The sequence below is a fragment of the Serratia sp. BW106 genome, from assembly GCF_002607755.1.
In the GTDB taxonomy this organism is placed as follows: Bacteria; Pseudomonadota; Gammaproteobacteria; order Enterobacterales; family Enterobacteriaceae; genus Serratia; species Serratia proteamaculans.
In genome coordinates, this window is the sequence record NZ_MCGS01000073.1 from 1 (window position 1) to 25684 (window position 25684).

44 protein-coding genes and 1 pseudogene are annotated in these 25684 nt (G+C 51.1%); 6 read left to right on the plus strand and 39 right to left on the minus strand.

The annotated features are described in order from the left end of the window. The first annotated feature begins 206 nt into the window (after positions 1-206). A complete protein-coding gene (locus tag BEI65_RS26260) occupies positions 207-749 on the plus strand; it encodes a gamma carbonic anhydrase family protein (RefSeq protein ID WP_099065714.1) in 543 nt (180 codons plus the stop codon). A gap of 37 nt (positions 750-786) precedes the next feature. Here the strand turns inward: BEI65_RS26260 and aroE are convergent, their stop codons facing one another. From aroE to dprA, 5 genes are read right to left on the minus strand one after another with little or no spacing between them, the layout of a single operon-like run. Continuing rightward, the gene (aroE, locus tag BEI65_RS26265; RefSeq protein WP_099065726.1) at positions 787-1605 is read right to left on the minus strand and encodes a shikimate dehydrogenase; all 819 of its coding nucleotides are present in this window, start codon (positions 1603-1605) and stop codon (positions 787-789) included. An 11-nt stretch (positions 1606-1616) separates the two neighbouring features. Continuing rightward, a complete protein-coding gene (tsaC, locus tag BEI65_RS26270; protein ID WP_099065715.1) occupies positions 1617-2186 on the minus strand; it encodes an L-threonylcarbamoyladenylate synthase type 1 TsaC in 570 nt (189 codons plus the stop codon). Between the two features lie 7 nt (positions 2187-2193). Beyond that, positions 2194-2739, minus strand: a complete 546-nt coding sequence (locus tag BEI65_RS26275) for a type I DNA topoisomerase (RefSeq protein ID WP_099065716.1) — start codon at positions 2737-2739, stop codon at positions 2194-2196. A 25-nt stretch (positions 2740-2764) separates the two neighbouring features. Continuing rightward, complete coding sequence (smg, locus tag BEI65_RS26280; RefSeq protein WP_012147203.1) at positions 2765-3238, minus strand: DUF494 family protein Smg; 474 nt, start codon at positions 3236-3238, stop codon at positions 2765-2767. Continuing rightward, on the minus strand, positions 3210-4331 hold the full coding sequence (gene dprA / locus BEI65_RS26285) for a DNA-protecting protein DprA (RefSeq protein WP_099065717.1): 1122 nt from the start codon (positions 4329-4331) through the stop codon (positions 3210-3212). The genes smg and dprA overlap by 29 nt, the downstream gene beginning before the upstream one ends. Positions 4332-4464: 133 nt before the next feature. On the opposite strand from dprA, the gene def reads away from it, so the two are divergent. From def to mscL, 5 genes are all read left to right on the plus strand, one after another. Further along, complete coding sequence (def, locus tag BEI65_RS26290; RefSeq protein WP_085119631.1) at positions 4465-4974, plus strand: peptide deformylase; 510 nt, start codon at positions 4465-4467, stop codon at positions 4972-4974. Positions 4975-4991: 17 nt separating this feature from the next. Continuing rightward, complete coding sequence (gene fmt / locus BEI65_RS26295; RefSeq protein WP_099065718.1) at positions 4992-5936, plus strand: methionyl-tRNA formyltransferase; 945 nt, start codon at positions 4992-4994, stop codon at positions 5934-5936. Between the two features lie 73 nt (positions 5937-6009). Further along, positions 6010-7299, plus strand: coding sequence for a 16S rRNA (cytosine(967)-C(5))-methyltransferase RsmB (rsmB, locus tag BEI65_RS26300; protein WP_099065719.1), 1290 nt, complete (start codon positions 6010-6012; stop codon positions 7297-7299). 77 nt (positions 7300-7376) lie between these two features. After that, a complete protein-coding gene (trkA, locus tag BEI65_RS26305; protein WP_099065720.1) occupies positions 7377-8753 on the plus strand; it encodes a Trk system potassium transporter TrkA in 1377 nt (458 codons plus the stop codon). Positions 8754-8893: 140 nt separating this feature from the next. Beyond that, positions 8894-9310, plus strand: a complete 417-nt coding sequence (gene mscL / locus BEI65_RS26310) for a large-conductance mechanosensitive channel protein MscL (protein WP_085119635.1) — start codon at positions 8894-8896, stop codon at positions 9308-9310. A gap of 57 nt (positions 9311-9367) precedes the next feature. Here the strand turns inward: mscL and BEI65_RS26315 are convergent, their stop codons facing one another. The 34 genes and pseudogenes from BEI65_RS26315 to tuf all read right to left on the minus strand — a co-directional run. Further along, a complete protein-coding gene (locus tag BEI65_RS26315) occupies positions 9368-9574 on the minus strand; it encodes an alternative ribosome-rescue factor A (RefSeq protein ID WP_085119636.1) in 207 nt (68 codons plus the stop codon). An 84-nt stretch (positions 9575-9658) separates the two neighbouring features. Then, positions 9659-10090: a Zn(2+)-responsive transcriptional regulator gene (zntR, locus tag BEI65_RS26320; RefSeq protein WP_099065721.1), complete on the minus strand. Its 432-nt coding sequence runs from the start codon at positions 10088-10090 to the stop codon at positions 9659-9661. Next, the gene (locus tag BEI65_RS26325; RefSeq protein WP_099065722.1) at positions 10090-10464 is read right to left on the minus strand and encodes a DUF1992 domain-containing protein; all 375 of its coding nucleotides are present in this window, start codon (positions 10462-10464) and stop codon (positions 10090-10092) included. The genes zntR and BEI65_RS26325 overlap by 1 nt, the downstream gene beginning before the upstream one ends. Positions 10465-10611: 147 nt before the next feature. Next, complete coding sequence (gene rplQ, locus BEI65_RS26330) at positions 10612-11001, minus strand: 50S ribosomal protein L17 (RefSeq protein WP_004929726.1); 390 nt, start codon at positions 10999-11001, stop codon at positions 10612-10614. Between the two features lie 40 nt (positions 11002-11041). Then, complete coding sequence (gene rpoA, locus BEI65_RS26335) at positions 11042-12031, minus strand: DNA-directed RNA polymerase subunit alpha (RefSeq protein WP_002919219.1); 990 nt, start codon at positions 12029-12031, stop codon at positions 11042-11044. Positions 12032-12056: 25 nt separating this feature from the next. Further along, a complete protein-coding gene (gene rpsD / locus BEI65_RS26340) occupies positions 12057-12677 on the minus strand; it encodes a 30S ribosomal protein S4 (RefSeq protein WP_012147212.1) in 621 nt (206 codons plus the stop codon). A 30-nt stretch (positions 12678-12707) separates the two neighbouring features. Next, positions 12708-13097, minus strand: coding sequence for a 30S ribosomal protein S11 (rpsK, locus tag BEI65_RS26345; protein WP_004951128.1), 390 nt, complete (start codon positions 13095-13097; stop codon positions 12708-12710). Positions 13098-13113: 16 nt separating this feature from the next. Next, positions 13114-13470, minus strand: a complete 357-nt coding sequence (gene rpsM / locus BEI65_RS26350) for a 30S ribosomal protein S13 (RefSeq protein WP_085119639.1) — start codon at positions 13468-13470, stop codon at positions 13114-13116. A gap of 146 nt (positions 13471-13616) precedes the next feature. Further along, entirely contained in the window at positions 13617-13733 is a 117-nt protein-coding gene (gene rpmJ / locus BEI65_RS26355; protein ID WP_002227352.1) for a 50S ribosomal protein L36, read from the minus strand. Between the two features lie 32 nt (positions 13734-13765). Next, entirely contained in the window at positions 13766-15097 is a 1332-nt protein-coding gene (gene secY / locus BEI65_RS26360) for a preprotein translocase subunit SecY (RefSeq protein ID WP_004929740.1), read from the minus strand. Between the two features lie 7 nt (positions 15098-15104). Then, positions 15105-15539, minus strand: a complete 435-nt coding sequence (rplO, locus tag BEI65_RS26365) for a 50S ribosomal protein L15 (protein ID WP_012147214.1) — start codon at positions 15537-15539, stop codon at positions 15105-15107. 3 nt (positions 15540-15542) lie between these two features. Then, the gene (gene rpmD, locus BEI65_RS26370; RefSeq protein ID WP_002213339.1) at positions 15543-15722 is read right to left on the minus strand and encodes a 50S ribosomal protein L30; all 180 of its coding nucleotides are present in this window, start codon (positions 15720-15722) and stop codon (positions 15543-15545) included. 2 nt (positions 15723-15724) lie between these two features. Beyond that, positions 15725-16228, minus strand: coding sequence for a 30S ribosomal protein S5 (gene rpsE / locus BEI65_RS26375; RefSeq protein ID WP_099065723.1), 504 nt, complete (start codon positions 16226-16228; stop codon positions 15725-15727). 14 nt (positions 16229-16242) lie between these two features. Then, a complete protein-coding gene (gene rplR / locus BEI65_RS26380) occupies positions 16243-16596 on the minus strand; it encodes a 50S ribosomal protein L18 (protein ID WP_037425856.1) in 354 nt (117 codons plus the stop codon). Positions 16597-16605: 9 nt separating this feature from the next. Beyond that, complete coding sequence (rplF, locus tag BEI65_RS26385) at positions 16606-17139, minus strand: 50S ribosomal protein L6 (RefSeq protein ID WP_012147217.1); 534 nt, start codon at positions 17137-17139, stop codon at positions 16606-16608. A 14-nt stretch (positions 17140-17153) separates the two neighbouring features. Beyond that, on the minus strand, positions 17154-17546 hold the full coding sequence (gene rpsH, locus BEI65_RS26390; protein WP_004951149.1) for a 30S ribosomal protein S8: 393 nt from the start codon (positions 17544-17546) through the stop codon (positions 17154-17156). A 30-nt stretch (positions 17547-17576) separates the two neighbouring features. After that, complete coding sequence (rpsN, locus tag BEI65_RS26395; RefSeq protein WP_012147218.1) at positions 17577-17882, minus strand: 30S ribosomal protein S14; 306 nt, start codon at positions 17880-17882, stop codon at positions 17577-17579. 13 nt (positions 17883-17895) lie between these two features. Beyond that, positions 17896-18435, minus strand: coding sequence for a 50S ribosomal protein L5 (rplE, locus tag BEI65_RS26400; protein WP_004951155.1), 540 nt, complete (start codon positions 18433-18435; stop codon positions 17896-17898). A 14-nt stretch (positions 18436-18449) separates the two neighbouring features. Further along, complete coding sequence (rplX, locus tag BEI65_RS26405) at positions 18450-18764, minus strand: 50S ribosomal protein L24 (protein ID WP_004951158.1); 315 nt, start codon at positions 18762-18764, stop codon at positions 18450-18452. A gap of 10 nt (positions 18765-18774) precedes the next feature. Then, positions 18775-19146 carry a 50S ribosomal protein L14 gene (rplN, locus tag BEI65_RS26410; RefSeq protein ID WP_004951161.1) on the minus strand — a complete coding sequence of 124 codons (372 nt, stop codon included), beginning with the start codon at positions 19144-19146 and terminating at the stop codon, positions 18775-18777. Between the two features lie 165 nt (positions 19147-19311). After that, positions 19312-19566, minus strand: coding sequence for a 30S ribosomal protein S17 (gene rpsQ / locus BEI65_RS26415; RefSeq protein ID WP_012147219.1), 255 nt, complete (start codon positions 19564-19566; stop codon positions 19312-19314). After that, a complete protein-coding gene (gene rpmC, locus BEI65_RS26420) occupies positions 19567-19758 on the minus strand; it encodes a 50S ribosomal protein L29 (protein WP_004951169.1) in 192 nt (63 codons plus the stop codon). Further along, positions 19758-20168 (minus strand): 50S ribosomal protein L16, encoded by a 411-nt coding sequence (gene rplP / locus BEI65_RS26425; protein WP_004951171.1) that lies wholly within the window; start codon positions 20166-20168, stop codon positions 19758-19760. The genes rpmC and rplP overlap by 1 nt, the downstream gene beginning before the upstream one ends. Before the next feature lie 12 nt (positions 20169-20180). Beyond that, the gene (rpsC, locus tag BEI65_RS26430) at positions 20181-20879 is read right to left on the minus strand and encodes a 30S ribosomal protein S3 (protein ID WP_012147220.1); all 699 of its coding nucleotides are present in this window, start codon (positions 20877-20879) and stop codon (positions 20181-20183) included. A gap of 17 nt (positions 20880-20896) precedes the next feature. Further along, the gene (rplV, locus tag BEI65_RS26435) at positions 20897-21229 is read right to left on the minus strand and encodes a 50S ribosomal protein L22 (RefSeq protein ID WP_004391423.1); all 333 of its coding nucleotides are present in this window, start codon (positions 21227-21229) and stop codon (positions 20897-20899) included. Positions 21230-21243: 14 nt separating this feature from the next. Continuing rightward, positions 21244-21522: a 30S ribosomal protein S19 gene (gene rpsS, locus BEI65_RS26440; protein ID WP_004929772.1), complete on the minus strand. Its 279-nt coding sequence runs from the start codon at positions 21520-21522 to the stop codon at positions 21244-21246. Between the two features lie 14 nt (positions 21523-21536). Continuing rightward, positions 21537-22361 (minus strand): 50S ribosomal protein L2, encoded by an 825-nt coding sequence (rplB, locus tag BEI65_RS26445; RefSeq protein ID WP_099065724.1) that lies wholly within the window; start codon positions 22359-22361, stop codon positions 21537-21539. An 18-nt stretch (positions 22362-22379) separates the two neighbouring features. Beyond that, a complete protein-coding gene (gene rplW, locus BEI65_RS26450) occupies positions 22380-22682 on the minus strand; it encodes a 50S ribosomal protein L23 (RefSeq protein ID WP_012147222.1) in 303 nt (100 codons plus the stop codon). Continuing rightward, complete coding sequence (gene rplD, locus BEI65_RS26455; RefSeq protein ID WP_085119645.1) at positions 22679-23284, minus strand: 50S ribosomal protein L4; 606 nt, start codon at positions 23282-23284, stop codon at positions 22679-22681. The genes rplW and rplD overlap by 4 nt, the downstream gene beginning before the upstream one ends. Before the next feature lie 10 nt (positions 23285-23294). After that, the gene (gene rplC / locus BEI65_RS26460; RefSeq protein WP_012147224.1) at positions 23295-23924 is read right to left on the minus strand and encodes a 50S ribosomal protein L3; all 630 of its coding nucleotides are present in this window, start codon (positions 23922-23924) and stop codon (positions 23295-23297) included. Positions 23925-23956: 32 nt separating this feature from the next. After that, positions 23957-24268, minus strand: coding sequence for a 30S ribosomal protein S10 (gene rpsJ, locus BEI65_RS26465; protein ID WP_001181005.1), 312 nt, complete (start codon positions 24266-24268; stop codon positions 23957-23959). 405 nt (positions 24269-24673) lie between these two features. After that, the gene (gene bfr / locus BEI65_RS26470; RefSeq protein WP_099065725.1) at positions 24674-25138 is read right to left on the minus strand and encodes a bacterioferritin; all 465 of its coding nucleotides are present in this window, start codon (positions 25136-25138) and stop codon (positions 24674-24676) included. 74 nt (positions 25139-25212) lie between these two features. Further along, the gene (gene bfd, locus BEI65_RS26475; RefSeq protein WP_017894251.1) at positions 25213-25407 is read right to left on the minus strand and encodes a bacterioferritin-associated ferredoxin; all 195 of its coding nucleotides are present in this window, start codon (positions 25405-25407) and stop codon (positions 25213-25215) included. Positions 25408-25539: 132 nt separating this feature from the next. Next, positions 25540-25684: pseudogene (gene tuf, locus BEI65_RS26480) on the minus strand (elongation factor Tu); the annotation flags it as partial.

A 25684-nucleotide genomic window follows, 5' to 3' on the forward strand; every position in this document is an offset into this window, starting at 1 on the left:
GATGGAGGCGCATTATAGGGATCCGAATTTTTTGCACAACCCCTTTCTTGATCTTTTCTTACTGTTTGCACACTTTTCAGCCCCTTCGAGTGGATCTTGCGCGATCAGGGCCGTTTTCCGCAGGATCCGTCACTTCGGTTGGTTGTAATTCCACCGCCAACGTCTAGTATTGCCGTTAAATATGATCCCGACGTGAGGCTATTACCATGTCCGATGCAGTACGTTCTTATCTTCATTACTCTCCTAAACTGGGTCAGCGCGTCATGATCGACCCTTCCAGCGTGGTGATCGGTAACGTTGAGCTGGCCGATGACGTCAGTATCTGGCCGTTAGTTGCCATCCGCGGCGACGTGAACGCGGTAAAAATTGGTGCTCGCAGCAATATTCAGGATGGCAGCGTGTTGCACGTGACCCATAAGTCTGAGCATAACCCTGAAGGTTATCCGTTGCTGATCGGTGAAGACGTTACCGTTGGGCACAAAGCCATGTTGCACGGCTGCGCCATTGGCAATCGGGTATTGATAGGAATGGGATCGATCCTGCTGGATGGTGCAGTAATAGAAGATGATGTGATGATTGGCGCCGGCAGCTTGGTCGCGCCGGGTAAACGACTGGCGAGCGGTTATCTTTATATGGGTAGCCCAGCACGCCAGGTTCGTCCACTGACCGCCGCCGAGCGAGAGGGGCTGCTTTACTCTTCTACTAACTATGTACGCTGGAAAGACGAATACTTGTCAGAAGATATCTGACAAGCGCCCGTTCCCTCACCGGAGAACGGGCCGGAATTTACGCGGCCAGTTCGTGACGCAGCTGACGCAATACCGGTTCGATCTCCGGCATTACACCATGCCACAACAGGAACGCATGCGCGGCCTGCCCCACCAGCATCCCTAAACCGTCGGCATATTCTGTGGCACCCTGTTGCTGCGCCCAGGCCAGGAAAGGTGTTAACCCCTGCTGATAAAACATGTCATAACAACGGGTATGGCCATTGACCGTACCAACCGGTAACGCCGGGATGTCACCACTGATACCGGATGCCGTTGCGTTAATCACTAAATCAAACTGTTGTTGATCGAGTTGATCCAGAGGCAACGCGGATATTTCACCCAAGTGCTGGAATACCTGCGCCAGTGTCTGCGCGCGGCTAAAAGTACGGTTGGTGATCACCACTTCACAGCCAAAAGACAGTAGCGGCAAGATCACGCCGCGCGCCGCACCGCCCGCCCCCACCAGCAAGATACGATCCTTGGGTTGGATCAACCCCTGACGTTCAAGATCGGTCAGCAGGCCGATCCCATCGGTGTTGTCACCCAGTAACCCGCCGTCTGGCAGTATTTTTAAGGTATTTACCGCACCGGCCAGCGAGGCCCGTTGACTCAGTTCAGTCGCCGCCTCGTAAGCCTTCTCTTTAAAGGGAACCGTGACGTTCGCTCCCTGGCCACCCGCCTGAATAAACGCCTGCAGAGTGGTTTCGAAACCGTCCAGCGGTGCCAGCACCGTACCATAAGGGTGTTCTATACCTGTTTGGGCGGCAAATAGCGCATGAATACGCGGTGATTTGCTATGGCCGATAGGGTTACCGAATACCGCAAACTTCTCCATGCACATGACCTCTAGCCTTGACGGATTTGCTTACCGGTCAGGACATCTCTGATTTCGGAAGGGTTAAGACGGCCACCGACGCTGCCGGTCAGCACCGGGAAAGCGGCACCAAACTGTTGCTGCACTTCATCGGCGCTGCGGCAAGGCTCTTGCCCGCTGAGATTGGCGCTGGTCGACACCAACGGTTTGCCAAACTGCCGGCAAAGTTGCTGCACCAATGGGTGGTCGCTAACACGTACCGCCAACGAGTTGAAACGGCCGGTTAGCAAGCGTGGCGTTTCCGACCTGGCAGGAATTACCCAGGTCACCGGTCCCGGCCAACTGGCAAACATCGTGGCACGCTGCTGCTCACTCAGCACGGTGTCATCTATATAAGGTGTTAGCTGCGCATAATCGGCCGCAATCAGGATCAGTCCCTTTTCCCAGGGACGCTGTTTCAGTGCCAATAAGGCATTAACCGCCTGCTCGCTATCGGGATCGCAACCCAGACCAAACACCGCCTCGGTCGGGTAGGCAATGACCTGGTGATTATGCAGCGCGTCAATAATTGGTATGAAGATGGCAGTGGATTCTGAGCTCATGATGTCATTATTCTGTAGTGACTACGGGTTTCCCGCAAAGTTTACTGGCGCAGCAAAGGGTTGGGCCTTTCGCCGTGCGCTTTTCCATCAGCAACGGGTAGTGGCAGTACTCACACTCACCGGCAACGGGTTTAAAATTGAGAACAAACTGGCATTCAGGGTAGCGATCGCAAGAGTGGAACACCTTGCCATAGCGCGATTTGCGCTGCAGCAGTTTGCCCTGCTCGCACTGCGGACAGCTAATACTGGTTTCGTCCGGTTTATCGATGACCTCGGTGTGATCGCATTCCGGATAGTTGCTGCAAGCGATAAACATACCGTAACGGCCCTGACGCAAGGCCAGCGTCGCCTGGCATTTCGGGCATTCCTGCCCATCCAGCATCTTGACGATATGGCCATCGGCCTGCGCTTTCAACGGCCGGATATGTTGGCATTCAGGATAACGGGAACAGCCGAGGAAGGGGCCGTGGCGACCACTGCGGATCACCAGCTCGGCCCCGCATTCCGGACAGGGTTCATTTTGCCTGGCGGCAAAAATCGCTGCTTTTGTCATAACTTCTTCTATTCATGTTATCGGCTCAGTGCAGATAACCTTCGTTTACTTCAAACAACAGTTCTTCCATTTGCTGATAGGCACTTTCATATCCGGGGATATTAAACAGCACCATCAACACCACCCATTTCAGATCTTCGAGATCGAATTCCGTATTATCCAAAGCCATAACACGATCGATAACCATTTCACGGGTTTCGAGGTTCAATACCTGAATCTGCTCCAGGAACAGGAGGAAACCACGGCAACTGGCATCCAAACGCACGCCTTCTTCTTCGGTGTAAATCCGCATTGCCAGCGGATCGGCATCCATAAAATACGGCGCATTTTCGCCTTCCTGCAGGTCAGCGAGTTTTTCAAGCCAATTCAACGCGTTGTAGATATCATCCCGATGAAACCCCGCCTGAGCGAGATCATCGGTCAGTTGATCCTGATCGACGCGCATCTCTGGTTCATTGTGGATATAAGTTTCAAACAAGTACATCAGTACGTCGAACATGGCCTGCCCTCCTTATTCGGACATAGCCGCCGGGTACAGCTGCGATCCACCCTGCTAACTCCAGATCGAGTAACTTGATTACCACCTCTGGCACAGGTTGGCCGGCACGTTCAGCGACGACGTCAACAGGTGTCACCTCATCTCCTACGTTAGCCAACACATCGGCAAATGGCAATTCAACTTCGGCTTCTGACGCACAAATAGTTGTATTTTCGTTCAGCGACAGCCAATGCAGGCCGCTTCCCAGTTGCTCAGCGATCTCTTTCGGCCCGGTAACCAGATAGGCCCCCTGCTGGATCAGCCAATGCGTACCTTCACTCATTGGGTTGCCCAGTGCCCCTGGTAAAGCAAAAACCTCACGCCCCTGTTCCAGAGCATAACGGGCAGTAATCAGCGTACCGCTGCGCAGGGAGGCTTCGATGACCACCACGCCCAGGCTTAATCCACTGATAATGCGATTACGGCGTGGAAAGTGGTCAGGCATCGGCAGATCGGTGGCCAGATACTCAGAAACCAGGGCTCCGCCGCTTTCAACGATCTGTTCTGCCAGGCGTTGATGCCGGCGCGGATAGATGTTGGCCAGGCCACTGCCCAGAACGGCAACGGTGCCCCCTTCAGCAGCCAACGCTGCACGGTGGCAAATGCTGTCGATGCCAAGGGCCAGCCCGCTGGTGATGGTAAACCCACAGTGCACCAATCCGGTGGCAAAGTAATTGGCCCAGTGTTCACCGTAATGGCTGAACCGCCGACTGCCAACCATAGCGATTTGCGGCTGCTGCACGGCTGCCGGGTTACCCTTTACCAACAGCAGCAAAGGTGCATCATCGATAGGGAGCAGTCGCTCCGGGTAGTCAGCCTCGCCATAGATCCACAACAGGTTTTCAGGCTGTTCCAACCAGGTAAGCGTAGCGGCCAGGTAGCGTGGATCCACCTGGCGAAACTGGGCCTGCTGCCGGTCATTCAGCCCCAACTCCCGCAGCAAAGAATACGGCGGCCCACCGGACGTCACCATTTTCCGTATTATCTGGCTGGCTTGTGCCGTATCCAGCCCGGTGACCCCACGCATTCGTATGCCGATTTCCTGTGCCTGCATCGCCTGTTCCCTCGCAGAAAATGGTGGTATTACCAATTCGAGCAATTGGTGCGCAATGCTGTCAATCAGGCTGGGAAATGTCTAGAATAGAAGCTAAACCTCGTTTATCACTCGGATACAGATCTCAAGATATATGTCAGTATTGCAGGTATTACATTACCCAGACGACCGGCTGCGCAAAGTCGCGGCCCCGGTTAAAGAAGTCAATGCGAATATCCAGCGCATCGTGGATGATATGTTTGAAACCATGTACGCAGAGGAAGGCATTGGCCTGGCTGCGACACAGGTGGATATCCATCAGCGCATTATCGTCATTGACGTTTCTGAGAACCGCGATCAGCGCCTGGTGCTGATCAACCCGGAACTGCTGGAAAAAGGCGGTGAAACCGGGATTGAGGAAGGTTGCCTTTCCATTCCCGAACAGCGTGCTTTAGTCCCGCGTGCCGCTACGGTGAAAATCAGAGCGCTGGATCGCGACGGCAAGCCTTTTGAGCTGGAAGCCGACGACCTGTTGGCCATCTGTATCCAGCACGAAATGGATCACCTGGTAGGCAAGCTGTTCGTCGATTACCTGTCGCCACTGAAGCGCCAGCGTATCCGTCAGAAACTGGAAAAAATGGCCAAGCTTAACGCCCGCGCCTAACCGATCAGGAAATCAACGTGTCTGACTCTTTACGGATTATTTTCGCCGGAACTCCAGACTTCGCAGCGCGTCATCTTGACGCGCTGTTGTCATCTGGGCACCAGATTGTCGGGGTTTTCACCCAACCCGACCGCCCTGCCGGTCGCGGCAACAAGCTGACACCCAGCCCGGTCAAGGTTCTGGCCGAGCAGCACCATTTACCGGTGTTTCAGCCCAAATCACTGCGCCCGGAAGAGAACCAGCACCTGGTTGCCGATCTCAACGCCGATGTCATGGTGGTTGTGGCTTATGGTCTGATCCTGCCCAAAGCGGTGCTGGATATGCCGCGACTCGGTTGCATCAACGTCCACGGTTCACTGCTGCCACGCTGGCGTGGTGCCGCCCCGATCCAACGTTCCCTCTGGGCCGGCGATAACGAAACCGGCGTGACCATCATGCAGATGGACGTGGGTTTGGACACTGGCGATATGATGCACAAGATCGCCTGCCCGATCGAAGCCGCTGACACCAGCGCCAGTCTGTACGACAAGCTGGCTCAGCTTGGCCCGCAGGGTTTGCTGACCACGCTGCAGCAGATGGCTGAGGGTACGGCGAAACGTGAAGTGCAGGATGAATCGCTGGTTACCTACGCCGAAAAGCTGAGCAAAGAAGAAGCTCGCCTGGACTGGAGCCTGTCCGCCACGCAACTTGAACGCTGTATTCGTGCCTTTAACCCGTGGCCAGTCAGCTATTTCACCATTGACGATCAACCGGTGAAGGTGTGGCAGGCAACGGTGCTGGCGCAGAGCGCTGATGCAGAACCTGGCACCATCATCCATGCCGATAAACACGGCATTCAGGTGGCGACCGTCGAAGGTATTCTTAACCTGACTCAACTGCAGCCGGCAGGCAAAAAACCCATGTCAGCGCAGGATCTGCTGAACTCACGCCGTGAATGGTTTACACCGGGCAACCGGTTATAAACCGCCCCCACTGCCCGGCCGATAATCGCCGGGCTGTTTCTTTCTTAATGCCGATCGTTATCAGCTTTAGCCTATGAAAAACAATTACAATCTCCGCAGCATCGCTGCCAAAGCCATCGGCCAGGTGTTGGATCAGGGGCAGTCACTCAGTACTGTCCTGCCGTCACTGCAAAAGACCATTTCTGACAAGGACCGTGCTCTGCTGCAGGAACTGTGCTTCGGCACCCTGCGCGTGCTGCCGCAGCTGGAATGGTGTATTCAACAATTAATGGCCAAGCCAATGACCGGCAAGCAGCGTACGCTGCACTATTTGCTGATGGTCGGCTTATACCAACTGCTGTATACCCGTATTCCCGCTCACGCGGTGCTGGCGGAAACCGTGGAAGGTGCAGTTGCGCTGAAGCGCCCACAGCTTAAAGGTCTGATCAACGGCGTACTGCGCCAGTTCCAACGTCAGCAGGAAGAATTGCTGCAACGTGCAGCCAATAATGACAGCCGCTATCTGCACCCAAGCTGGCTGTTGAAGCGTATCCAACAGGCCTATCCCGCGCAGTGGGAACAGATTATTGATGCCAATAATCAGAAACCGCCAATGTGGCTGCGCGTCAACCGCTTGCATCACACTCGCGAAGCCTATTTACAGTTGATGGAACAGGCTGATATCGCCGCCGAACCGCATGCCGAATATCGCGATGCCGTGCGTTTGCTTGCGCCATGCCCCGTTACCGATCTGCCGGGCTTTGCCGACGGCTGGATCACCGTGCAGGATGCCTCCGCTCAGGGTTGTGTCGATCTGCTGGATCCGCAAGACGGAGAACAGATCCTCGATTTGTGCGCAGCTCCCGGCGGTAAAACCACCCACATTTTAGAAGCGGCTCCCAAAGCCCATGTGATGGCCGTCGATATCGATGAACAACGTCTGAGCCGGGTCGAAGAAAACCTGCAACGCCTGCGTTTACACGCTGAAGTGAAGCAGGGCGATGGCCGCACTCCGCAACAATGGTGCGGCGACAAGCAGTTCGATCGTATTTTGTTGGACGCCCCTTGCTCAGCTACCGGTGTGATCCGCCGCCATCCAGATATCAAATGGCTGCGTCGCGACCGAGACATCGCTGAGCTGGCCGCGCTGCAGGCCGAGATTATTGAGGCCATCTGGCCGCATCTCAAAAGCGGAGGCGTGATGGTGTATGCCACCTGCTCCATTCTGCCAGCAGAAAACTCAGAGCAGATTAGCGCCTTCCTTCAGCGTCATCCCGAGGCCCGTCTGGTTGAAACCGGCAACGAGCAACAGCCTGGCCGACAGAATCTTCCACATCCAGAGGATGGGGATGGCTTCTTTTACGCTAAGCTGATTAAAATGTAGCTGTTCAGTACTCTGGGCGCGGCTGTTGCGCCCTTTCAGATAATCTTCAGCGGTTTCAGTGTGAAGCAGAGAAGCGAATGAAAATAATTATTCTTGGCGCGGGTCAGGTTGGCGGGACACTGGCGGAAAACCTGGTGGGCGAAAATAACGATATTACCGTCGTGGATACCGACTCCGGCCGCCTGCGTCAGTTACAGGATAAGTTCGACCTGCGGGTTGTTCAGGGCTATGGCTCTCATCCACGCGTGCTGCGAGAAGCAGGGGCTGAAGATGCCGATATGCTGGTTGCCGTCACCAACTCAGACGAAACCAACATGATTGCCTGTCAGATTGCCTACTCACTGTTTAATACCCCTAACCGAATCGCCCGCATCCGTGCGCCAGAATATATCCGTGAGTCAGAGAAGCTTTTTAATCCGGAAGCGGTACCCATTGACCACCTGATCTCACCAGAACAGCTGGTTATCGATTATATCTATAAATTGATTGAGTACCCGGGCGCGCTGCAAGTAGTCAACTTTGCAGAAGGCAAGGTCAGCATCGCCGCAGTAAAAGCTTACTACGGTGGCCCGTTGGTGGGTAACGCTCTGTCTTCAATGCGTGAACATATGCCGCACATTGATACTCGCGTCGCTGCTATCTTCCGTCAGGATCGACCGATTCGCCCGCAGGGTTCCACTATTATTGAAGCCGGTGATGAAGTGTTCTTTGTTGCCGCCTCGCAGCACATCCGTGCGGTAATGAGTGAACTACAACGATTAGAAAAACCCTATAAGCGCATCATGATTGTCGGGGGAGGTAACGTCGGTGCTGGCCTGGCGCAACGGTTAGAGAAATCCTACAACGTGAAGCTGATTGAACGTAATCAGCAACGTGCCGCAGAACTGGCCGAGCAACTGCATGACACCATCGTATTTTATGGCGATGCCTCGGACCAGGAACTGCTGGCGGAAGAACATGTTGATCAGGTCGATGTCTTTATCGCTATCACCAATGACGACGAAGCAAACATTATGTCGGCTATGCTCGCCAAACGCATGGGCGCCAAAAAGGTCATGGTGTTGATTCAGCGTCGTGCCTATGTTGACCTGGTACAGGGCAGCGTCATCGACATTGCCATTTCCCCACAACAGGCAACCATTTCAGCGCTGTTGGGCCATGTAAGAAAAGCGGATATCGTCAGCGTTTCCTCACTCCGCCGCGGTGTCGCGGAAGCCATCGAAGCCATTGCGCACGGTGATGAGAGCACCTCAAAAGTGGTCGGTCGCACCGTTGAAAATATTAAATTACCGCCGGGTACCACCATTGGTGCCATTGTGCGCGGTGATGACGTTATTATTGCCAACGGCAGCAGCAAAATTGAACAAGGCGATCATGTCATTATGTTTATAACCGACAAAAAGTTCGTTCCTGACGTTGAACGCCTGTTCCAACCAAGTCCATTCTTCTTGTAGAACAAATGTAGTAATAGATGGTCTATAATTGCGAAGTTGTTCTCTGCCATGGAAGGAGATAAAAGTTTTCGCTCCTTTTGTGGCAAAGGGAAATTGCTTTGTTAAACTTGAGTTATTAAATTCTGCAAGGGGTGCGTTCTATGAGTATGATGAAAGAGTTCCGCGAGTTTGCCATGCGTGGCAACGTGGTCGACTTGGCAGTAGGTGTGATTATTGGTGCGGCATTCGGTAAGATCGTATCGTCTTTCGTTGCAGATATCATTATGCCACCACTGGGCTTGCTGATTGGCGGCGTTGACTTCAAACAATTCCACCTGGTATTACGCGAAGCTCAGGGCGCGATTCCTGCAGTAGTAATGAACTACGGTTCATTCATCCAGACCATTTTCGATTTTGTGATTGTTGCCTTCGCTATTTTCCTGGCAATTAAATTAATGAATAAAGTGCGTCGTAAACAGGAAGAAGAGCCAGCAGCGCCTCCGGCACCGACCGCAGAAGAAAAACTGCTGACTGAAATTCGTGATTTACTGAGTCAACAGCAACAACCTAAACTGTAAAACAGTTTCTCCTGCGCGACTAAAAAGCCATCTTATTAAGATGGCTTTTTTAATGCCTTAAAACCAGAAGGCCAGTGGTAAATTATCGCTTGATAGTTTACCACTGGCCTCCCAGTTTCCGCCTTTTGCATGTTTGTCTTTACGCCGGTAGCTGCCCTTGCCTTTGGTATTTTTCTCTACCCTTTGTCGGAATAACGGATCGTGCAACAGTGCCTCAATGGCATTGTCCTGTATCTGGCCTTTGGTATGACGGTATTTAGTCATGGTAATGCTCCTTGTTTATCTATGGATATAAATCGTGGCGATAATACTGCCGGCCGTATAAAAATTAAAGTGCTGATAGCCCATTCAGGCACCTTTTTTAGTTTTATCATCACTGGCACCTTGCTCAAGCGCCTCCAGGATAGAGCAATAATTGCTGGTATGCGCGCTACCGCAGCAGGCATCGCTAAGACGCTTTAGCGATTCACGCATCCGTGTTAGTTCTTTAAGCTTATTTTCAACATCACTGAGCCGCGCATCGACAATCGACTTCGATTCCCGACAGGTATGGTGCTCTGGATCAACACGGATCGACAACAGTTCGGCGATAGTTTCCAACGTGAAACCGAGCTGCTTGGCATAACGGATAAAACGCAGCCGCTGCAGGTCTTGATCGCTGTACAACCGATAACCGCCCTCGGTACGGATATTATGATCCATCATTCCCTGCTTCTCATAATAACGCACGGTATCCGGCGTCACGTCAGCAAGCTTTGCCAGTTGGCCAATCTTAAGCATCACTCATCCTCCGATGAAAATTTGCCACTCAGTGCACGTTGATATTCACCATGCAAAAAATCAGTACTCATTCCTGCTTGTCGTAAACGGTGTTCCAGTAACGCCATTCGTTTGCCAAGTTCGGCATAGTCCGGATGCTCACTACCAATCCCTTGCAGCAAACGAGCTATATCCAAAGCCTCTTTGCGATCTTCCAACTCTGCGGGTAAATAGCCGGCGTTTTTAAGCAAGCGGAAGCCGGTACGCAATTCTGCAGGTACCGCACTGTCATCATCCAATTCAAGTGGCTGACCCTGGCCCGGTAAATTATCTAATTCCCCTTTGGCCTGCGCATCCAGGATATGACGTTCTGCCCATTGATCGAGTAACCACATAGCATGATCTCTCAGTAGAGCTGATTAATAGCGTTAGCATAGCGGATAGGGACGGGGATCTTAAGTCAGGAAGGGAAAGAACGCACGTTTGGCTGATGATGGACGTAAAAAAACCGGGCAAGCCCGGTTTTTCCACGCGTCTACAGATTACTCTGCAGTTGCTACTTCTGCTTGAGACTCAGCACGATCAACCAGCTCGATGTATGCCATCGGCGCGTTGTCGCCTGCGCGGAAGCCACACTTCAGAATGCGAGTGTAACCACCGGCACGGCTCGCAAAACGCGGGCCTAGCTCGTTAAACAGTTTTGCCACGATCTCGTTATCACGAGTACGGGCGAATGCCAGACGACGATTAGCTACGCTGTCGGTCTTGGCAAGAGTAATCAGCGGCTCAACAACGCGACGCAGCTCTTTTGCTTTTGGCAAGGTCGTCTTGATGATCTCATGACGAACCAAAGAGCCGGCCATGTTACGGAACATAGCCTGGCGGTGGCTGCTGTTACGGTTCAGTTGACGACCACTCTTACGATGGCGCATGACCTTATCCTTCTCAGTAAAACCTTAACCTGTGATCCGGTTACTCGTCAGCAATGCTTGCCGGTGGCCAATTTTCCAGGCGCATGCCCAGAGATAGACCACGGGAGGCCAGCACGTCTTTAATCTCAGTAAGAGATTTTTTACCCAGGTTCGGCGTTTTCAGCAACTCAACCTCGGTACGCTGTACCAGATCACCGATGTAGTGGATAGCTTCTGCCTTAAGGCAGTTAGCAGAGCGGACAGTCAATTCCAGATCGTCAACAGGGCGCAGCAGAATCGGATCGAATTCTGGTTTCTCTTCTTTAACTTCTGGTTGACGAACATCACGTAAGTCAACAAAAGCTTCAAGTTGTTCAGCCAGGATGGTTGCCGCACGGCGGATCGCCTCTTCAGGATCGATCGTGCCATTGGTTTCCATTTCGATGACCAGCTTGTCCAGGTCAGTACGCTGTTCTACACGCGCTGCTTCAACATTGTAGGCAATACGCTCTACAGGGCTATAGCAGGCGTCAACCAACAGACGACCGATCGGGCGCTCATCTTCTTCCGAATGAATTCGGGCAGAAGCCGGCACATAACCACGACCACGTTGAACTTTGATACGCATGCTGATAGCAGCGTTTTCATCGGTCAGGTGGCAGATCACGTGCTGAGGCTTGACGATTTCGACATCACCATCATGGGTAATGTCGGCAGCGGTCACAGGGCCAATGCCAGATTTATTCAGGGTAAGGATAACTTCATCTTTCCCTTGAACTCTCACCGCCAGCCCTTTCAGGTTGAGCAGGATCTCCAGGATATCTTCCTGTACGCCTTCTTTGGTGCTGTACTCATGCAGTACACCATCAATCTCAACCTCGGTCACCGCGCAACCCGGCATAGACGAAAGCAGAATACGGCGCAGTGCATTGCCGAGAGTATGGCCAAAGCCACGCTCTAACGGCTCAAGGGTCACCTTGGCGTGCGTCGAACTGACTTGCTCGATATCTACCAGGCGCGGTTTTAGAAACTCTGTCACAGAACCCTGCATTGTGTCCTCTCTTTGGTACTAAGCCTTACTTGGAGTAAAGCTCGACGATCAGGTGTTCGTTAATGTCCGCAGACAGATCGGTACGTTCAGGCATACGCTTGAACACGCCTTCCATCTTAGCAGCATCAACTTCAAGCCAGGTCGGCTTTTCACGCTGCTCAGCCAGCTCCAGAGAAGCTTTAACACGAGATTGCTTTTTAGCCTTCTCGCGGATGCTGACTACGTCATTCGGAGATACCTGATAAGAAGCGATGTTAACAACGCGACCATTTACCATAATTGCTTTGTGGCTAACCAACTGACGTGACTCTGAACGAGTAGCGCCGAAGCCCATACGGTAAACAACGTTGTCCAAACGACCTTCCAGCAGTTGCAACAGGTTTGCACCGGTGTTGCCCTTCAGGCGTGCTGCTTCTTTGTAATAGTTACGGAATTGACGCTCCAGAACACCGTACATACGGCGAACTTTTTGCTTTTCACGTAACTGTACACCGTAGTCAGACAGACGCGGTTTACGCGCACCGTGTTGACCAGGCGGTTGCTCAATTTTACACTTGGTATCGATCGCGCGAACGCCAGACTTCAGGAACAAGTCTGTGCCCTCACGGCGGCTAAGCTTGAGCTTAGGACCCAAATATCTTGCCATTTTCTTTCTCCAACAAACCTAAAAGCAGCGTTATACGCGGCGCTTTTTCGGCGGACGACAACCGTTGTGAGGGATAGGAGTCACATCAGTAATATTAGTGATGCGGAAACCAGCGGCGTTCAGAGCACGAATAGTTGATTCGCGGCCTGGACCCGGTCCCTTAACCATAACTTCCAGATTCTTGATACCGTATTCTTTTACTGCGTCAGCACAACGTTCTGCTGCAACCTGAGCTGCAAACGGAGTTGACTTACGAGAACCACGGAAACCAGAACCACCGGCAGTTGCCCAACCCAATGCATTACCCTGACGATCGGTAATAGTTACAATGGTGTTGTTGAAAGAAGCATGGACATGAGCCACGCCGTCAGAGACTTGCTTTCTTACACGCTTACGTGTACGAACAGGTGCCTTTGCCATTATTCAATCACCCTGATTATTTCTTGATCGGTTTACGCGGACCCTTACGGGTACGTGCGTTGGTCTTCGTACGCTGACCGCGAACTGGCAGACCACGACGATGACGCAAACCACGGTATGTACCAAGATCCATCAGACGCTTGATGCTCAGGGTAACTTCACGACGCAAATCACCTTCTACGGTGAATTTGGCGACTGCTTCACGCAGCTGTTCGATTTGCTCTTCAGACAGCTCACTGATCTTAACACTTTCGGCAATACCCGTAGACGCACAGATAGACTGTGAGCGGGTTTTACCGATTCCGAAGATCGACGTTAAGGCGATTACGGTATGTTTATGATCAGGAATGTTAATGCCTGCTATACGGGCCACTATGCACTCCTACTATTTTATACGGCAACACCATTCTGAAAAGCCCGTTTTCAGGATACTCAAATAATGTTGCAGCTACATACAAAAGATTGGCTGGCTAATCTAGCCAGCTCAACCCAACTTTGCAAGAAAAATATGCGAGATAATCAGCCTTGACGCTGTTTATGCTTCGGCTCGGCGCTGCAAATCACACGAACGACACCGTTACGCTTAACGATTTTGCAGTTACGACATAATTTCTTGACGGAAGCACGAACTTTCATTTTTACTCTCCGTAACTTCTCAAACGAACCTGTTAGCGGTTATAGCCTTTCAGGTTTGCTTTCTTCAATGCAGACTCGTACTGACTTGACATCATCAGAGTTTGCACTTGAGCCATAAAGTCCATGATGACGACAACCACGATCAGTAGCGAGGTACCACCAAAGTAGAATGGTACTTTCATTGCATCACGCATGAACTCCGGGATCAGGCAGATGAAAGTAATGTACATCGCGCCCACCAGGGTTAAACGCGTCATTACTTTATCGATGTACTTCGCCGTTTGCTCTCCCGGACGAATTCCTGGTACGAAGGCACCGGACTTCTTCAGGTTATCTGCTGTCTCACGCGGGTTGAAAACCAACGCCGTGTAAAAGAAACAGAAGAAGATGATTGCAGACGCATAGAGTAACACATAAAGCGGTTGCCCTGGCTGCAAATACAGCGAAATCGTTGTCAGCCAGTTCCAACCGGTACCGCCCCCAAACCATGATGCAATCGTGGCCGGGAACAGAATAATGCTGGAAGCGAAGATTGCCGGGATAACCCCTGCCATATTCACTTTCAACGGTAAGTGTGTGCTCTGTGCTGCATAAACACGACGACCTTGTTGACGTTTCGCATAGTTAACGACGATACGACGTTGACCACGTTCGATGAAAACAACGAAGAAGGTTACTGCAAACACCAATACTGCAACCAACAGCAACAGGAGGAAGTGCAGGTCGCCTTGCCGGGCTTGCTCAATAGTATGGGCCACAGCCGGCGGGAGTCCCGCTACAATACCTGCAAAGATAATGATCGAGATACCGTTACCGATACCGCGTTCAGTAATCTGTTCACCTAGCCACATCAGGAACATTGTCCCGGTAACCAAGCTCACTACTGCAGTAAAGTAGAATGCAAAGCCTGGGTTTAACACCAGACCCTGCATACCAGGCATATTCGGCAGACCGGTAGCAATACCGATCGACTGGAATATGGCCAACACCAGCGTACCGTAACGGGTGTACTGACTAATCTTGCGACGGCCAGCCTCCCCTTCTTTCTTAATTTCTGCTAACGCTGGATGAACCACCGTTAACAGCTGGATAATGATCGACGCCGAAATATACGGCATGATCCCCAGAGCAAAGATAGAAGCACGGCTGAGGGCACCACCAGAGAACATGTTAAACATTTCAATGATAGTGCCTCTCTGCTGCTCGAGCAATTTGGCAAGCACAGTGGCATCGATACCAGGAATCGGAATAAAAGAGCCGATACGGAAGACAATCAGCGCGCCGATAACAAACAAAAGTCTGCGCTTCAGCTCGCCGAGTCCGCCTTTAGCACTTTGAAAATCTAATCCTGGTTGCTTAGCCATCTGCTACTTATTCCTCAATTTTACCGCCAGCAGCTTCGATAGCAGCACGAGCGCCTTTGGTGACACGCAGACCACGCAGGGTAACCGGACGAGCGATTTCGCCAGAAAGCATAACTTTCGCGAATTCGATCTGGACACCAACAACGTTAGCGGCTTTCAGCGTGTTCAGGTCGATTACGTCGCCTTCAACAAGAGCCAGTTCAGACAGACGAACTTCTGCCGTGATCATAGCTTTGCGAGAGGTGAAGCCGAATTTCGGCAAACGACGATATAAAGGCATCTGACCACCTTCAAAACCACGACGTACGCCACCGCCAGAACGTGAGTTCTGACCTTTGTGACCACGACCAGCGGTTTTACCCAGGCCAGAACCAATACCACGACCTACACGCTTAGGCGCATGCTTGGCACCTTCAGCCGGAGACAGAGTATTTAAACGCATCTGTTACTCCTCAACCTTAACCATGTAGGAAACCAAGTTGACCATACCACGTACAGCAGGAGTATCCTCACGCTCTACAGTATGACCAATACGACGCAGACCTAAACCGATCAGGGTTGCCTTGTGCTTTGGCAAACGGCCGATGCTGCTTTTTGTTTGAGTTACTTTAATAGTCTTTGCCATGGTTATTTCCCTAGAATTTCTTCGACGGACTTACCACGCTTAGCAGCGACCATTTCTGGGGATTTCATATCTTCCAAAGCAGCAATAGTTGCACGAACCACGTTAATCGGGTTAGTAGAACCATATGCTTTAGCTAATACGTTATGAACCCCTGCAACTTCCAGAACGGCGCGCATTGCACCACCGGCGATGATACCGGTACCTTCGGAAGCTGGTTGCATGAACACACGAGAACCCGTATGAGCACCTTTAACAGGGTGCTGCAGAGTACCGCTATTCAAAGCAACATTAATCATAGTGCGACGGGCTTTTTCCATCGCTTTCTGGATCGCTGCCGGAACTTCGCGTGCTTTGCCGTAGCCAAAACCAACGCGACCGTTACCATCACCAACTACTGTCAGTGCGGTAAAGCTGAAAATACGGCCACCTTTTACGGTTTTAGATACGCGGTTTACCGCGATCAGCTTTTCCTGCAGTTCGCCAGCTTGTTTTTCGATGTGAGCCATCTTAAACCTCTTCCTTAGAACTGAAGGCCAGCTTCACGGGCAGCATCTGCCAGTGCCTGGACTCGACCATGATATTGGAAACCGGAACGGTCAAAGGAGACTTTAGAGATCCCTTTTTCCAACGCGCGCTCAGCCAGAGCTTTACCTACGGCTGCTGCTGCGTCTTTGTTACCGGAATACTTCAATTGCTCTGTGATAGCTTTTTCTACAGTAGAAGCGGCTACCAGTACTTCAGAACCATTTGGAGCAATTACCTGTGCGTAAATATGACGCGGGGTACGATGTACCACCAGGCGGGTTGCACCCAGTTCTTTGATCTTACGGCGTGCGCGGGTCGCACGACGGATACGAGCAGATTTCTTATCCATAGTGTTACCTTACTTCTTCTTAGCCTCTTTGGTACGCACGACTTCGTCGGCGTAACGGACACCCTTGCCTTTGTAAGGCTCAGGACGGCGGTAGGCACGCAGATCTGCAGCAACCTGGCCAATAACTTGTTTATCAGCGCCTTTCAGCACGATTTCAGTTTGGCTTGGGCATTCAGCAGTAATACCTGCTGGCAGCTGGTGATCGACCGGGTGAGAGAAGCCTAAGGCTAAATTCACCACGTTGCCTTTAACAGCAGCACGATAACCAACACCTACCAGTTGAAGCTTCTTGGTGAAGCCTTCGGTAACACCAACGACCATTGCGTTCAGCAGAGCGCGCGTGGTACCCGCTTGGGCCCATGCGTTTGCAAAACCTTCGCGCGGGGCGAAAGTCAGTGCATTAGCTTCTTGCTTCACTTCAACGGCGTTGTGGACAGTACGAGTCAGCTCGCCGTTCTTACCCTTTATCGAAATAACCTGACCGTTGAGTTTTACCTCTACGCCGGCAGGAATGACGACGGGTGCTTTTGCAACACGAGACATTCTTTCCTCCCGAATTAAGCTACGTAGCAGATAATCTCGCCACCAAGACCTGCTTGGCGAGCTGCACGATCGGTCATAACACCTTTAGAGGTAGAAATAACAGCAATACCCAAACCAGCCATAACTTTTGGCAGCGCATCTTTTTTCTTGTAGATACGCAGACCTGGACGGCTGATTCGCTGAATGCTTTCTACCACTGCCTTGCCCTGGAAGTACTTCAGTACCAGTTCCAGAACAGGCTTGGTGTCGCCTTCGATTTTGAAATCTTCAATAAAACCTTCTTCCTTCAGCAGGTTGGCAATTGCCACTTTCAGCTTGGAGGAAGGCATGGTGACCGCAACTTTGTTCGCGGCTTGACCGTTACGGATACGGGTCAGCATATCCGCGATCGGATCTTGCATGCTCATCTGTCTTTACTCCCGTGATTCAATTGGTAATTACCAGCTAGCCTTTTTCAAGCCTGGTACTTCACCGCGCATAGCGGCTTCACGTAACTTGATACGGCTCAACCCGAATTTGCCCACATAACCATGTGGACGGCCAGTTTGGCGGCAGCGTTTACGCTGACGAGACGGGCTGGAATCACGCGGCAGAGTTTGCAGCTTGAGAACAGCATCCCAACGATCTTCGTCGGAAGAGTTCACACCAGAAATGATAGCTTTCAGTTCCTCGCGTTTAGCGCGGTACTTTTCAGCCAGTTTCACGCGAACGACTTCGCGTGCTTTCATTGATTGCTTAGCCATCAGTAACCCTGCCTTACTTACGGAACGGGAAGTTAAAAGCAGCCAACAGCGCGCGGCCTTCATCATCAGATTTCGCAGTAGTGGTAATGGTAATATCCAAACCACGAACGCGGTCGACTTTGTCATAGTCGATTTCTGGGAAGATGATTTGCTCACGCACACCCATGCTGTAGTTACCACGGCCATCGAATGACTTAGCGGACAAGCCACGGAAGTCACGGATACGTGGAACAGCAATGGAAATCAGTCGCTCAAAGAACTCCCACATGCGTTCGCCACGCAGAGTTACTTTACAGCCGATCGGATAGCCCTGGCGGATTTTGAAGCCTGCAACAGATTTGCGTGCTTTGGTGATGAACGGCTTTTGACCGGAGATTGCTGCCAGATCCGCTGCTGCATTATCCAGCAGTTTCTTGTCAGCGATCGCTTCACCAACACCCATATTCAGGGTGATCTTCTCGACCCGAGGGACTTGCATGACAGAGTTGTAATCAAACTGAGACATCAGTTGTTTGACTACCTCGTCTTTGTAGTAATCATGCAGTTTCGCCATCGTATTACTCCAAATTACTTGATAGTTTCGCTGTTAGATTTGAAGAAACGGACTTTTTTCCCGTCTTCGAATCTAAAGCCTACACGGTCAGCCTTACCGGTAGCCGCGTTGAAGAGAGCAATGTTAGAAACCTGAATTGCAGCTTCTTTTTCAACAATGCCACCTGGTTGGTTCAGGGCCGGGACCGGCTTCTGATGTTTCTTAACCAGGTTAATACCTTCAACAATGACCTTACCAGCAGACAGGACATTTTTTACTTTACCGCGTTTACCTTTGTCTTTCCCGGTAAGCACGATAATTTCGTCATCACGACGGATTTTCGCTGCCATGTTTCGCTCCTTAGAGTACTTCTGGTGCCAGAGAGATAATTTTCATGAACTTCTCATTACGCAGTTCACGAGTTACCGGCCCAAAAATACGCGTACCGATAGGTTGCTCGCTGTTATTGTTTAAAATAACGCATGCATTACCATCGAAGCGAATGACAGAACCGTCCGGGCGACGTACACCCTTCTTGGTGCGCACCACTACCGCCTTCAGCACATCGCCTTTCTTCACCTTACCGCGAGGAATTGCTTCCTTGATGGTAATTTTGATGACATCGCCAATGCCTGCGTAGCGACGGTGCGAGCCACCTAGAACCTTGATACACATTACGCGACGTGCACCGGAGTTGTCGGCCACGGTCAGCATAGTCTGTTCTTGGATCATGTTAGTGCTCCGCTAATGTCAACTACAACTTTAGGACCTATTACTAGATCGTTGAAAAGCCCCATAACCGAGGGCGCAGCATTATAACACCGCTTCCAAAGTATGGGTAGAAAAAATAAACGGCTCATTTTCTGAGCCGTTTATAAGTTAGAGCCAGCTACTCTATTACAGAATCGCTTTCTCTACAACGCGAACCAACGTCCAAGACTTAGTCTTAGACAGTGGACGGCATTCGCGGATTTCTACCACGTCACCGATACCACATTCGTTGTTCTCGTCATGTACGTGCAGCTTGGTCGTACGCTTGATGAATTTCCCGTAGATCGGGTGCTTCACCGTGCGCTCGATAGCAACAACCATGGATTTCTCCATTTTGTCACTAATAACACGACCCTGCAGAGTACGGTTAATATCAGTCATTTACACACCCGCCTTTTCAGTCAGTAAAGTCTTAACGCGTGCGACATTACGACGCACTTGTTTCAACAGGTGAGTTTGTTGCAGCTGGCCACTTGCCGCCTGCATGCGCAAGTTAAATTGCTCACGCAGCAGGTTGAGCAGCTCAGTGTTCAGCTCTTCAACGCTTTTTTCACGCAGCTCTTGTGCTTTCATTACATCACCGTCTTAGTTACAAAGGTGGTTTTGATCGGCAATTTAGCTGCAGCCAGCTTGAATGCCTCACGGGCGACCTCTTCTGGTACACCGTCCATTTCGTACAGGACTTTCCCAGGTTGGATCAGGGCAACCCAATATTCCACGTTACCCTTACCTTTACCCATACGCACTTCGAGCGGCTTCTCGGTAATTGGTTTGTCCGGGAATACACGGATCCAAATTTTACCTTGACGCTTAACTGCACGAGTCATTGCACGACGAGCTGCTTCGATTTGACGAGCAGTCAGACGGCCACGGCCAACAGCTTTCAGACCGAAAGTGCCGAAGCTAACATCCGTACCCTGCGCCAGACCACGGTTGCGGCCTTTGTGCATCTTACGGAATTTTGTACGCTTTGGTTGTAACATCAGCGACTCTCCTTACTTGCGGCCTTTACGCTGCTGCTTTTTAGGTTGAGCAGCCGGTTCCGGTTGTTCAACTGCAGCCATACCACCCAGGATCTCACCTTTGAAGATCCATACCTTAACGCCGATTACACCATAAGTGGTGTGCGCTTCAGATGTGTTGTAATCGATATCCGCACGCAGTGTATGCAACGGAACACGACCTTCACGGTACCATTCGGTACGCGCGATTTCAGCACCGCCAAGGCGGCCGCTTACTTCAACTTTGATACCTTTAGCGCCAAGACGCATTGCGTTCTGTACAGCACGCTTCATAGCACGACGGAACATAACGCGACGTTCCAACTGTGAAGTGATGCTGTCAGCAACCAATTTAGCGTCAAGTTCCGGTTTACGGACTTCGGCGATGTTAATTTGCGCAGGAACGCCAGCGATGTTCGCTACGACCTTACGCAGTTTTTCGACATCTTCACCTTTCTTGCCGATAACGATGCCTGGACGAGCAGTGTGAATAGTCACACGGATGCTCTTCGCAGGACGCTCGATAACGATGCGAGAAACGGAAGCTTTCGCCAGTTCCTTAATCAGGAATTGACGAACTTTAAAGTCGCTGTCCAGGTTGTCAGCGAATTCTTTGGTATTCGCATACCAAGTAGAGTTCCAAGGTTTGACAATACCCAGGCGAATACCATTAGGATGTACTTTCTGACCCATTGCTAGTCTCCAGAGTCTCAGCGATCGGACACAACCACAGTAATGTGGCTGGTGCGCTTCAGGATGCGATCTGCACGACCTTTTGCACGCGGCATAATGCGCTTCATGCTTGGGCCTTCGTCTACGAAGATTTTCGTGACTTTCAGATCATCGATGTCAGCGCCATCGTTGTGTTCTGCGTTAGCAATGGCAGACTCCAGCACTTTCTTAACCAGACCAGCAGCTTTCTTGTTGGTGTAGGCCAGAGTTTCCAGAGCTTGCGACACTTTCTTACCGCGGATCAGGTCTGCAACAAGGCGGACCTTCTGTGCAGAAGAACGAGCGTGGCGATGTTTAGCGATAGTTTCCATCTCTTCCTCCTACCTTAGCGCTTTTTAGCTTTTTTATCAGCCGCATGGCCGCGATAAGTGCGAGTCGGCGCGAATTCACCCAGTTTGTGACCGACCATTTCATCGGAAACGAACACTGGTACGTGCTGACGACCATTATGGACAGCGATGGTCAAACCGATCATGTTAGGAAAGATCGTTGAACGACGGGACCAAGTGCGCAAAGGCTTCTTGTCACCGCTTTCCACCGCTTTCTCTACCTTCTTCAGCAAGTGCAGGTCAATAAAAGGACCTTTCTTGAGAGAACGTGGCATGGCTTATCCTCTAATTATTTTTTGCTACGGCGACGTACGATGAACTTATCAGTACGCTTGTTGCTACGGGTTTTCTTACCTTTGGTCTGAACGCCCCATGGTGTTACTGGGTGTTTACCAAAGTTTTTACCCTCACCACCACCGTGCGGGTGATCGACCGGGTTCATCGCCGTACCGCGAACGGTAGGACGAACACCACGCCAACGTGCAGCACCTGCTTTACCCAGAACGCGAAGCATATGTTCAGCGTTACCGACTTCACCTAAGGTGGCGCGGCAATCAACTGGAACTTTACGCATTTCGCCTGAGCGCAGACGCAGAGTTACGTAGGAACCATCACGTGCAACGATCTGAACGTAGGCACCAGCAGAGCGAGCGATTTGACCGCCTTTACCTGGTTTCATTTCTACGTTATGAACCGTTGAACCCACTGGGATGTTGCGCATTGGCAGGGCGTTACCTACCTTGATTGCAGCATCAACGCCAGATTGGATCTGGTCACCAGCTTTCAGACCTTTCGGCGCCAGGATATAACGGCGTTCGCCGTCTTTGTACAGAACCAGCGCGATGTTCGCGGAACGGTTCGGATCGTATTCCAGACGCTCAACCACTGCAGCCACACCGTCTTTGTTGCGTTTGAAGTCAACCAGACGATAATGTTGCTTGTGGCCACCACCGATATGACGGGTGGTGATACGGCCATTGTTGTTACGGCCACCGCTTTTGCTCAGTTTCTCAAGCAACGGGGCATGAGGTTTACCCTTGTGCAGCTCAGGGTTAACCACTTTAACAACGTGGCGACGACCCGGAGATGTAGGTTTACATTTAACAATTGCCATTGTTCTTACTCCTCCGACTTACTCTGCGCCGCCGATGAAGTCCAGATTCTGGCCTTCTTTCAGGGTGACGTAAGCTTTTTTCCAGTCGCTACGACGACCAACACGCTGACCGTGACGCTTCACTTTCCCTTTAACTACCAGGGTGTTAACGTCTTCGACTTCGACTTCAAACAGTTTCTGCACTGCAGCTTTAATTTCTGCTTTGGTCGCGTCTTTGGCAACTTTGAGTACGATGGTGTTAGTTTTTTCCATCGCAGCGGATGCTTTTTCAGATACGTGCGGTGCACGCAGCACTTTCAGCAGACGTTCTTCACGGATCATGCCAGCATCTCCTCAACTTGCTTCACAGCATCAGCAGTCATAACCACTTTGTCGAAGGCGATCAGGCTAACCGGGTCGATACCTGCTACATCGCGCACGTCAACCTTGTACAGGTTGCGAGCAGCCAGGAACAGATTCTCATCCAGTTCACCGGTCACGATCAGCACATCTTCCAGAGCCATATCTTTCAGTTTCTGTGCCAGCAGCTTAGTTTTAGGCGCTTCTACAGAGAACTTCTCGACAATGATCAGACGATCTTGACGTACCAGTTCGGACAGGATGCTTTTCAGCGCGCCGCGGTACATCTTTTTGTTTACTTTCTGACTGTGGTCCTGTGGCTTTGCAGCGAAGGTCACACCACCTGAACGCCAGATCGGGCTCTTTACAGAACCTGCTCGCGCACGGCCGGTACCTTTCTGGCGCCACGGTTTTTTACCGGAACCAGTCACTTCAGCGCGGGTCTTCTGAGCACGAGTACCTTGACGGGCACCTGCTGCATAAGCAACAACAACCTGGTGTACCAGCGCTTCGTTAAAGTCACGACCGAAGGTAGTTTCGGAAACAGTCAGCGCGCTTTGCGCGTCTTTCAATACTAATTCCATTGCTATCCCCTTACGCCTTCACAGCTGGTTTAACGATCAGGTTGCCACCGGTTGCGCCCGGTACAGCACCCTTAACCAGCAGCAGGTTGCGCTCAGCGTCAACACGTACTACGTCCAGGCTTTGAACGGTTACACGCTCGTCACCCAGGTGGCCAGCCATTTTCTTGCCTTTGAACACTTTGCCCGGAGTCTGGTTCTGACCGATAGAACCCGGAACGCGGTGAGACAAGGAGTTACCGTGGGTAGCGTCTTGGGTACGGAAGTTCCAGCGCTTTACAGTGCCAGCAAAACCTTTACCTTTAGAAGTACCGGTAACATCGACTTTTTTAACTTCAGCGAAGATTTCTACGCTGATGTTTTGACCTGCAGTAAATTCTTCACCTTCAGCAGTGCGGAATTCCCACAGACCACGGCCAGCTTCAACGCCAGCTTTAGCGAAATGGCCCGCTTCCGGTTTGGTCACGCGGTTAGCTTTTTTGCTACCGGTAGTAACCTGAACGGCACGGTACCCGTCGTTAGCCAGGTCTTTGACCTGAGTCACGCGGTTCGCTTCAATTTCAATCACGGTTACTGGGATAGAAACGCCATCTTCAGTGAAGATACGAGTCATGCCCAATTTCTTACCGACTAAACCAATCATTGTTTCAACCTCTCAATCGCTCAATGACCTGATTAACCCAGGCTGATCTGCACGTCTACACCAGCAGCCAGATCCAGACGCATCAGAGCATCAACGGTTTTCTCGGTTGGCTCAACGATGTCAACCAGACGCTTGTGAGTGCGAATTTCGTACTGATCGCGCGCGTCTTTGTTAACGTGCGGAGAGATCAGAACGGTAAAGCGCTCTTTGCGAGTTGGCAGCGGGATCGGACCACGGACTTGCGCACCAGTGCGCTTAGCAGTCTCGACGATTTCCGCGGTTGATTGATCGATAAGACGATGATCAAACGCTTTCAGGCGGATACGGATTCTTTGGTTCTGCATGAGACCAGAGCTCCAATTATTTATAAACGTAAATAATTACTCCTCACACCCATTTCGATTGATGGGGGAGTGTAATCGTCAACATATAACCCCCATGTCGGGAGTATTGTTCGAAAGGCAAAACAAACTTGCCAATCGACTGATTCGCTAAAATCAGGCTTACCAAGATTAGGTAAGCCCGCGCATTATACGCAAAACAGAGCGAGAAGCAAGGCACAGATGGAAATATGCTCAGGATATCGACATTTTTTGCAGGTTTATTTCTTGGACGGCAAATCGGTAAGTGATAAACAGGGGCATGCGAGGAATTTCGATACGGCGTTGTGCCTGCTCCCCCGCCCTGCCAGAGAGAAAACCTGCCGGCTGGGGAGCGTATTTGTTAAATGAAAAACGGGTGCTAATCTGCTAGAGTTGGGCCTGTGCGTAGTTCTGAATCCCCAGGCGATCTATCAAATCCAGTTCGGTTTCCAACCAGTCGATATGCTCTTCTTCATCGGCCAGGATCTCTATCATCAAATCACGGCTGACATAGTCATGGATGGAATCGGCGTAAGCGATGCCTTCGCGAAGACTCTTGGCGCCATCCAACTCCAGGGCCAGATCGGAACGCAGCATTTCTTCAATATCCTCGCCAATATTCAACTTGCCGAGGTCCTGCAAATTCGGGATACCTTCCAAAAACAAAATACGCTCGATGTAACGATCGGCATGCTTCATTTCATCGATCGACTCGTGGTATTCCTTGTCATTGAGGCGAGTTAAACCCCAGTTCTTGAACATTCGGGCGTGCAGGAAATATTGATTGATGGCAACCAGCTCGTTACCGAGCAGCTTGTTGAGGTGAGCAATGATCTTTTTATCGCCTTTCATAGGTAACTCCTCCTGGCCAGTTCTAAAAGTGTAGAAGCTGTAAGCCAAGAGTCAAAAAATAACCTTACCTTTAGTTAGGCAACTTCGTGCATATGAATAATGGTTCCGCTTTCCTCCACCATAATCTGTCTGGCCTGACGAATGCACTTTCCGCAATCGGTACCAATAGGGACCAGTTCACGCAGTTGTTTCATGGTATGCGGATTATGCTGACGTACGGCCTTACGGATCGCTTTGTCAGTCACGGCATTACACAGACATACATACATAGAGAGACTCACTTCTTAACCAATGTTGTAAGTCTAAATAGGAATGCTTTTTATTTCAATTAAGATTTGAGCGAATTGCATAAAAAAAGGGCACCGAAGTGCCCTCTTTTTGTGTCGAAAAATTATTCGCGATTAAGCGATAACTTTAGCAACAACACCAGCGCCAACAGTACGGCCGCCTTCACGGATTGCGAAACGCAAGCCTTGATCCATCGCGATTGGGTGGATCAGAGTAACAACCATGTTCACGTTGTCACCAGGCATTACCATCTCAACG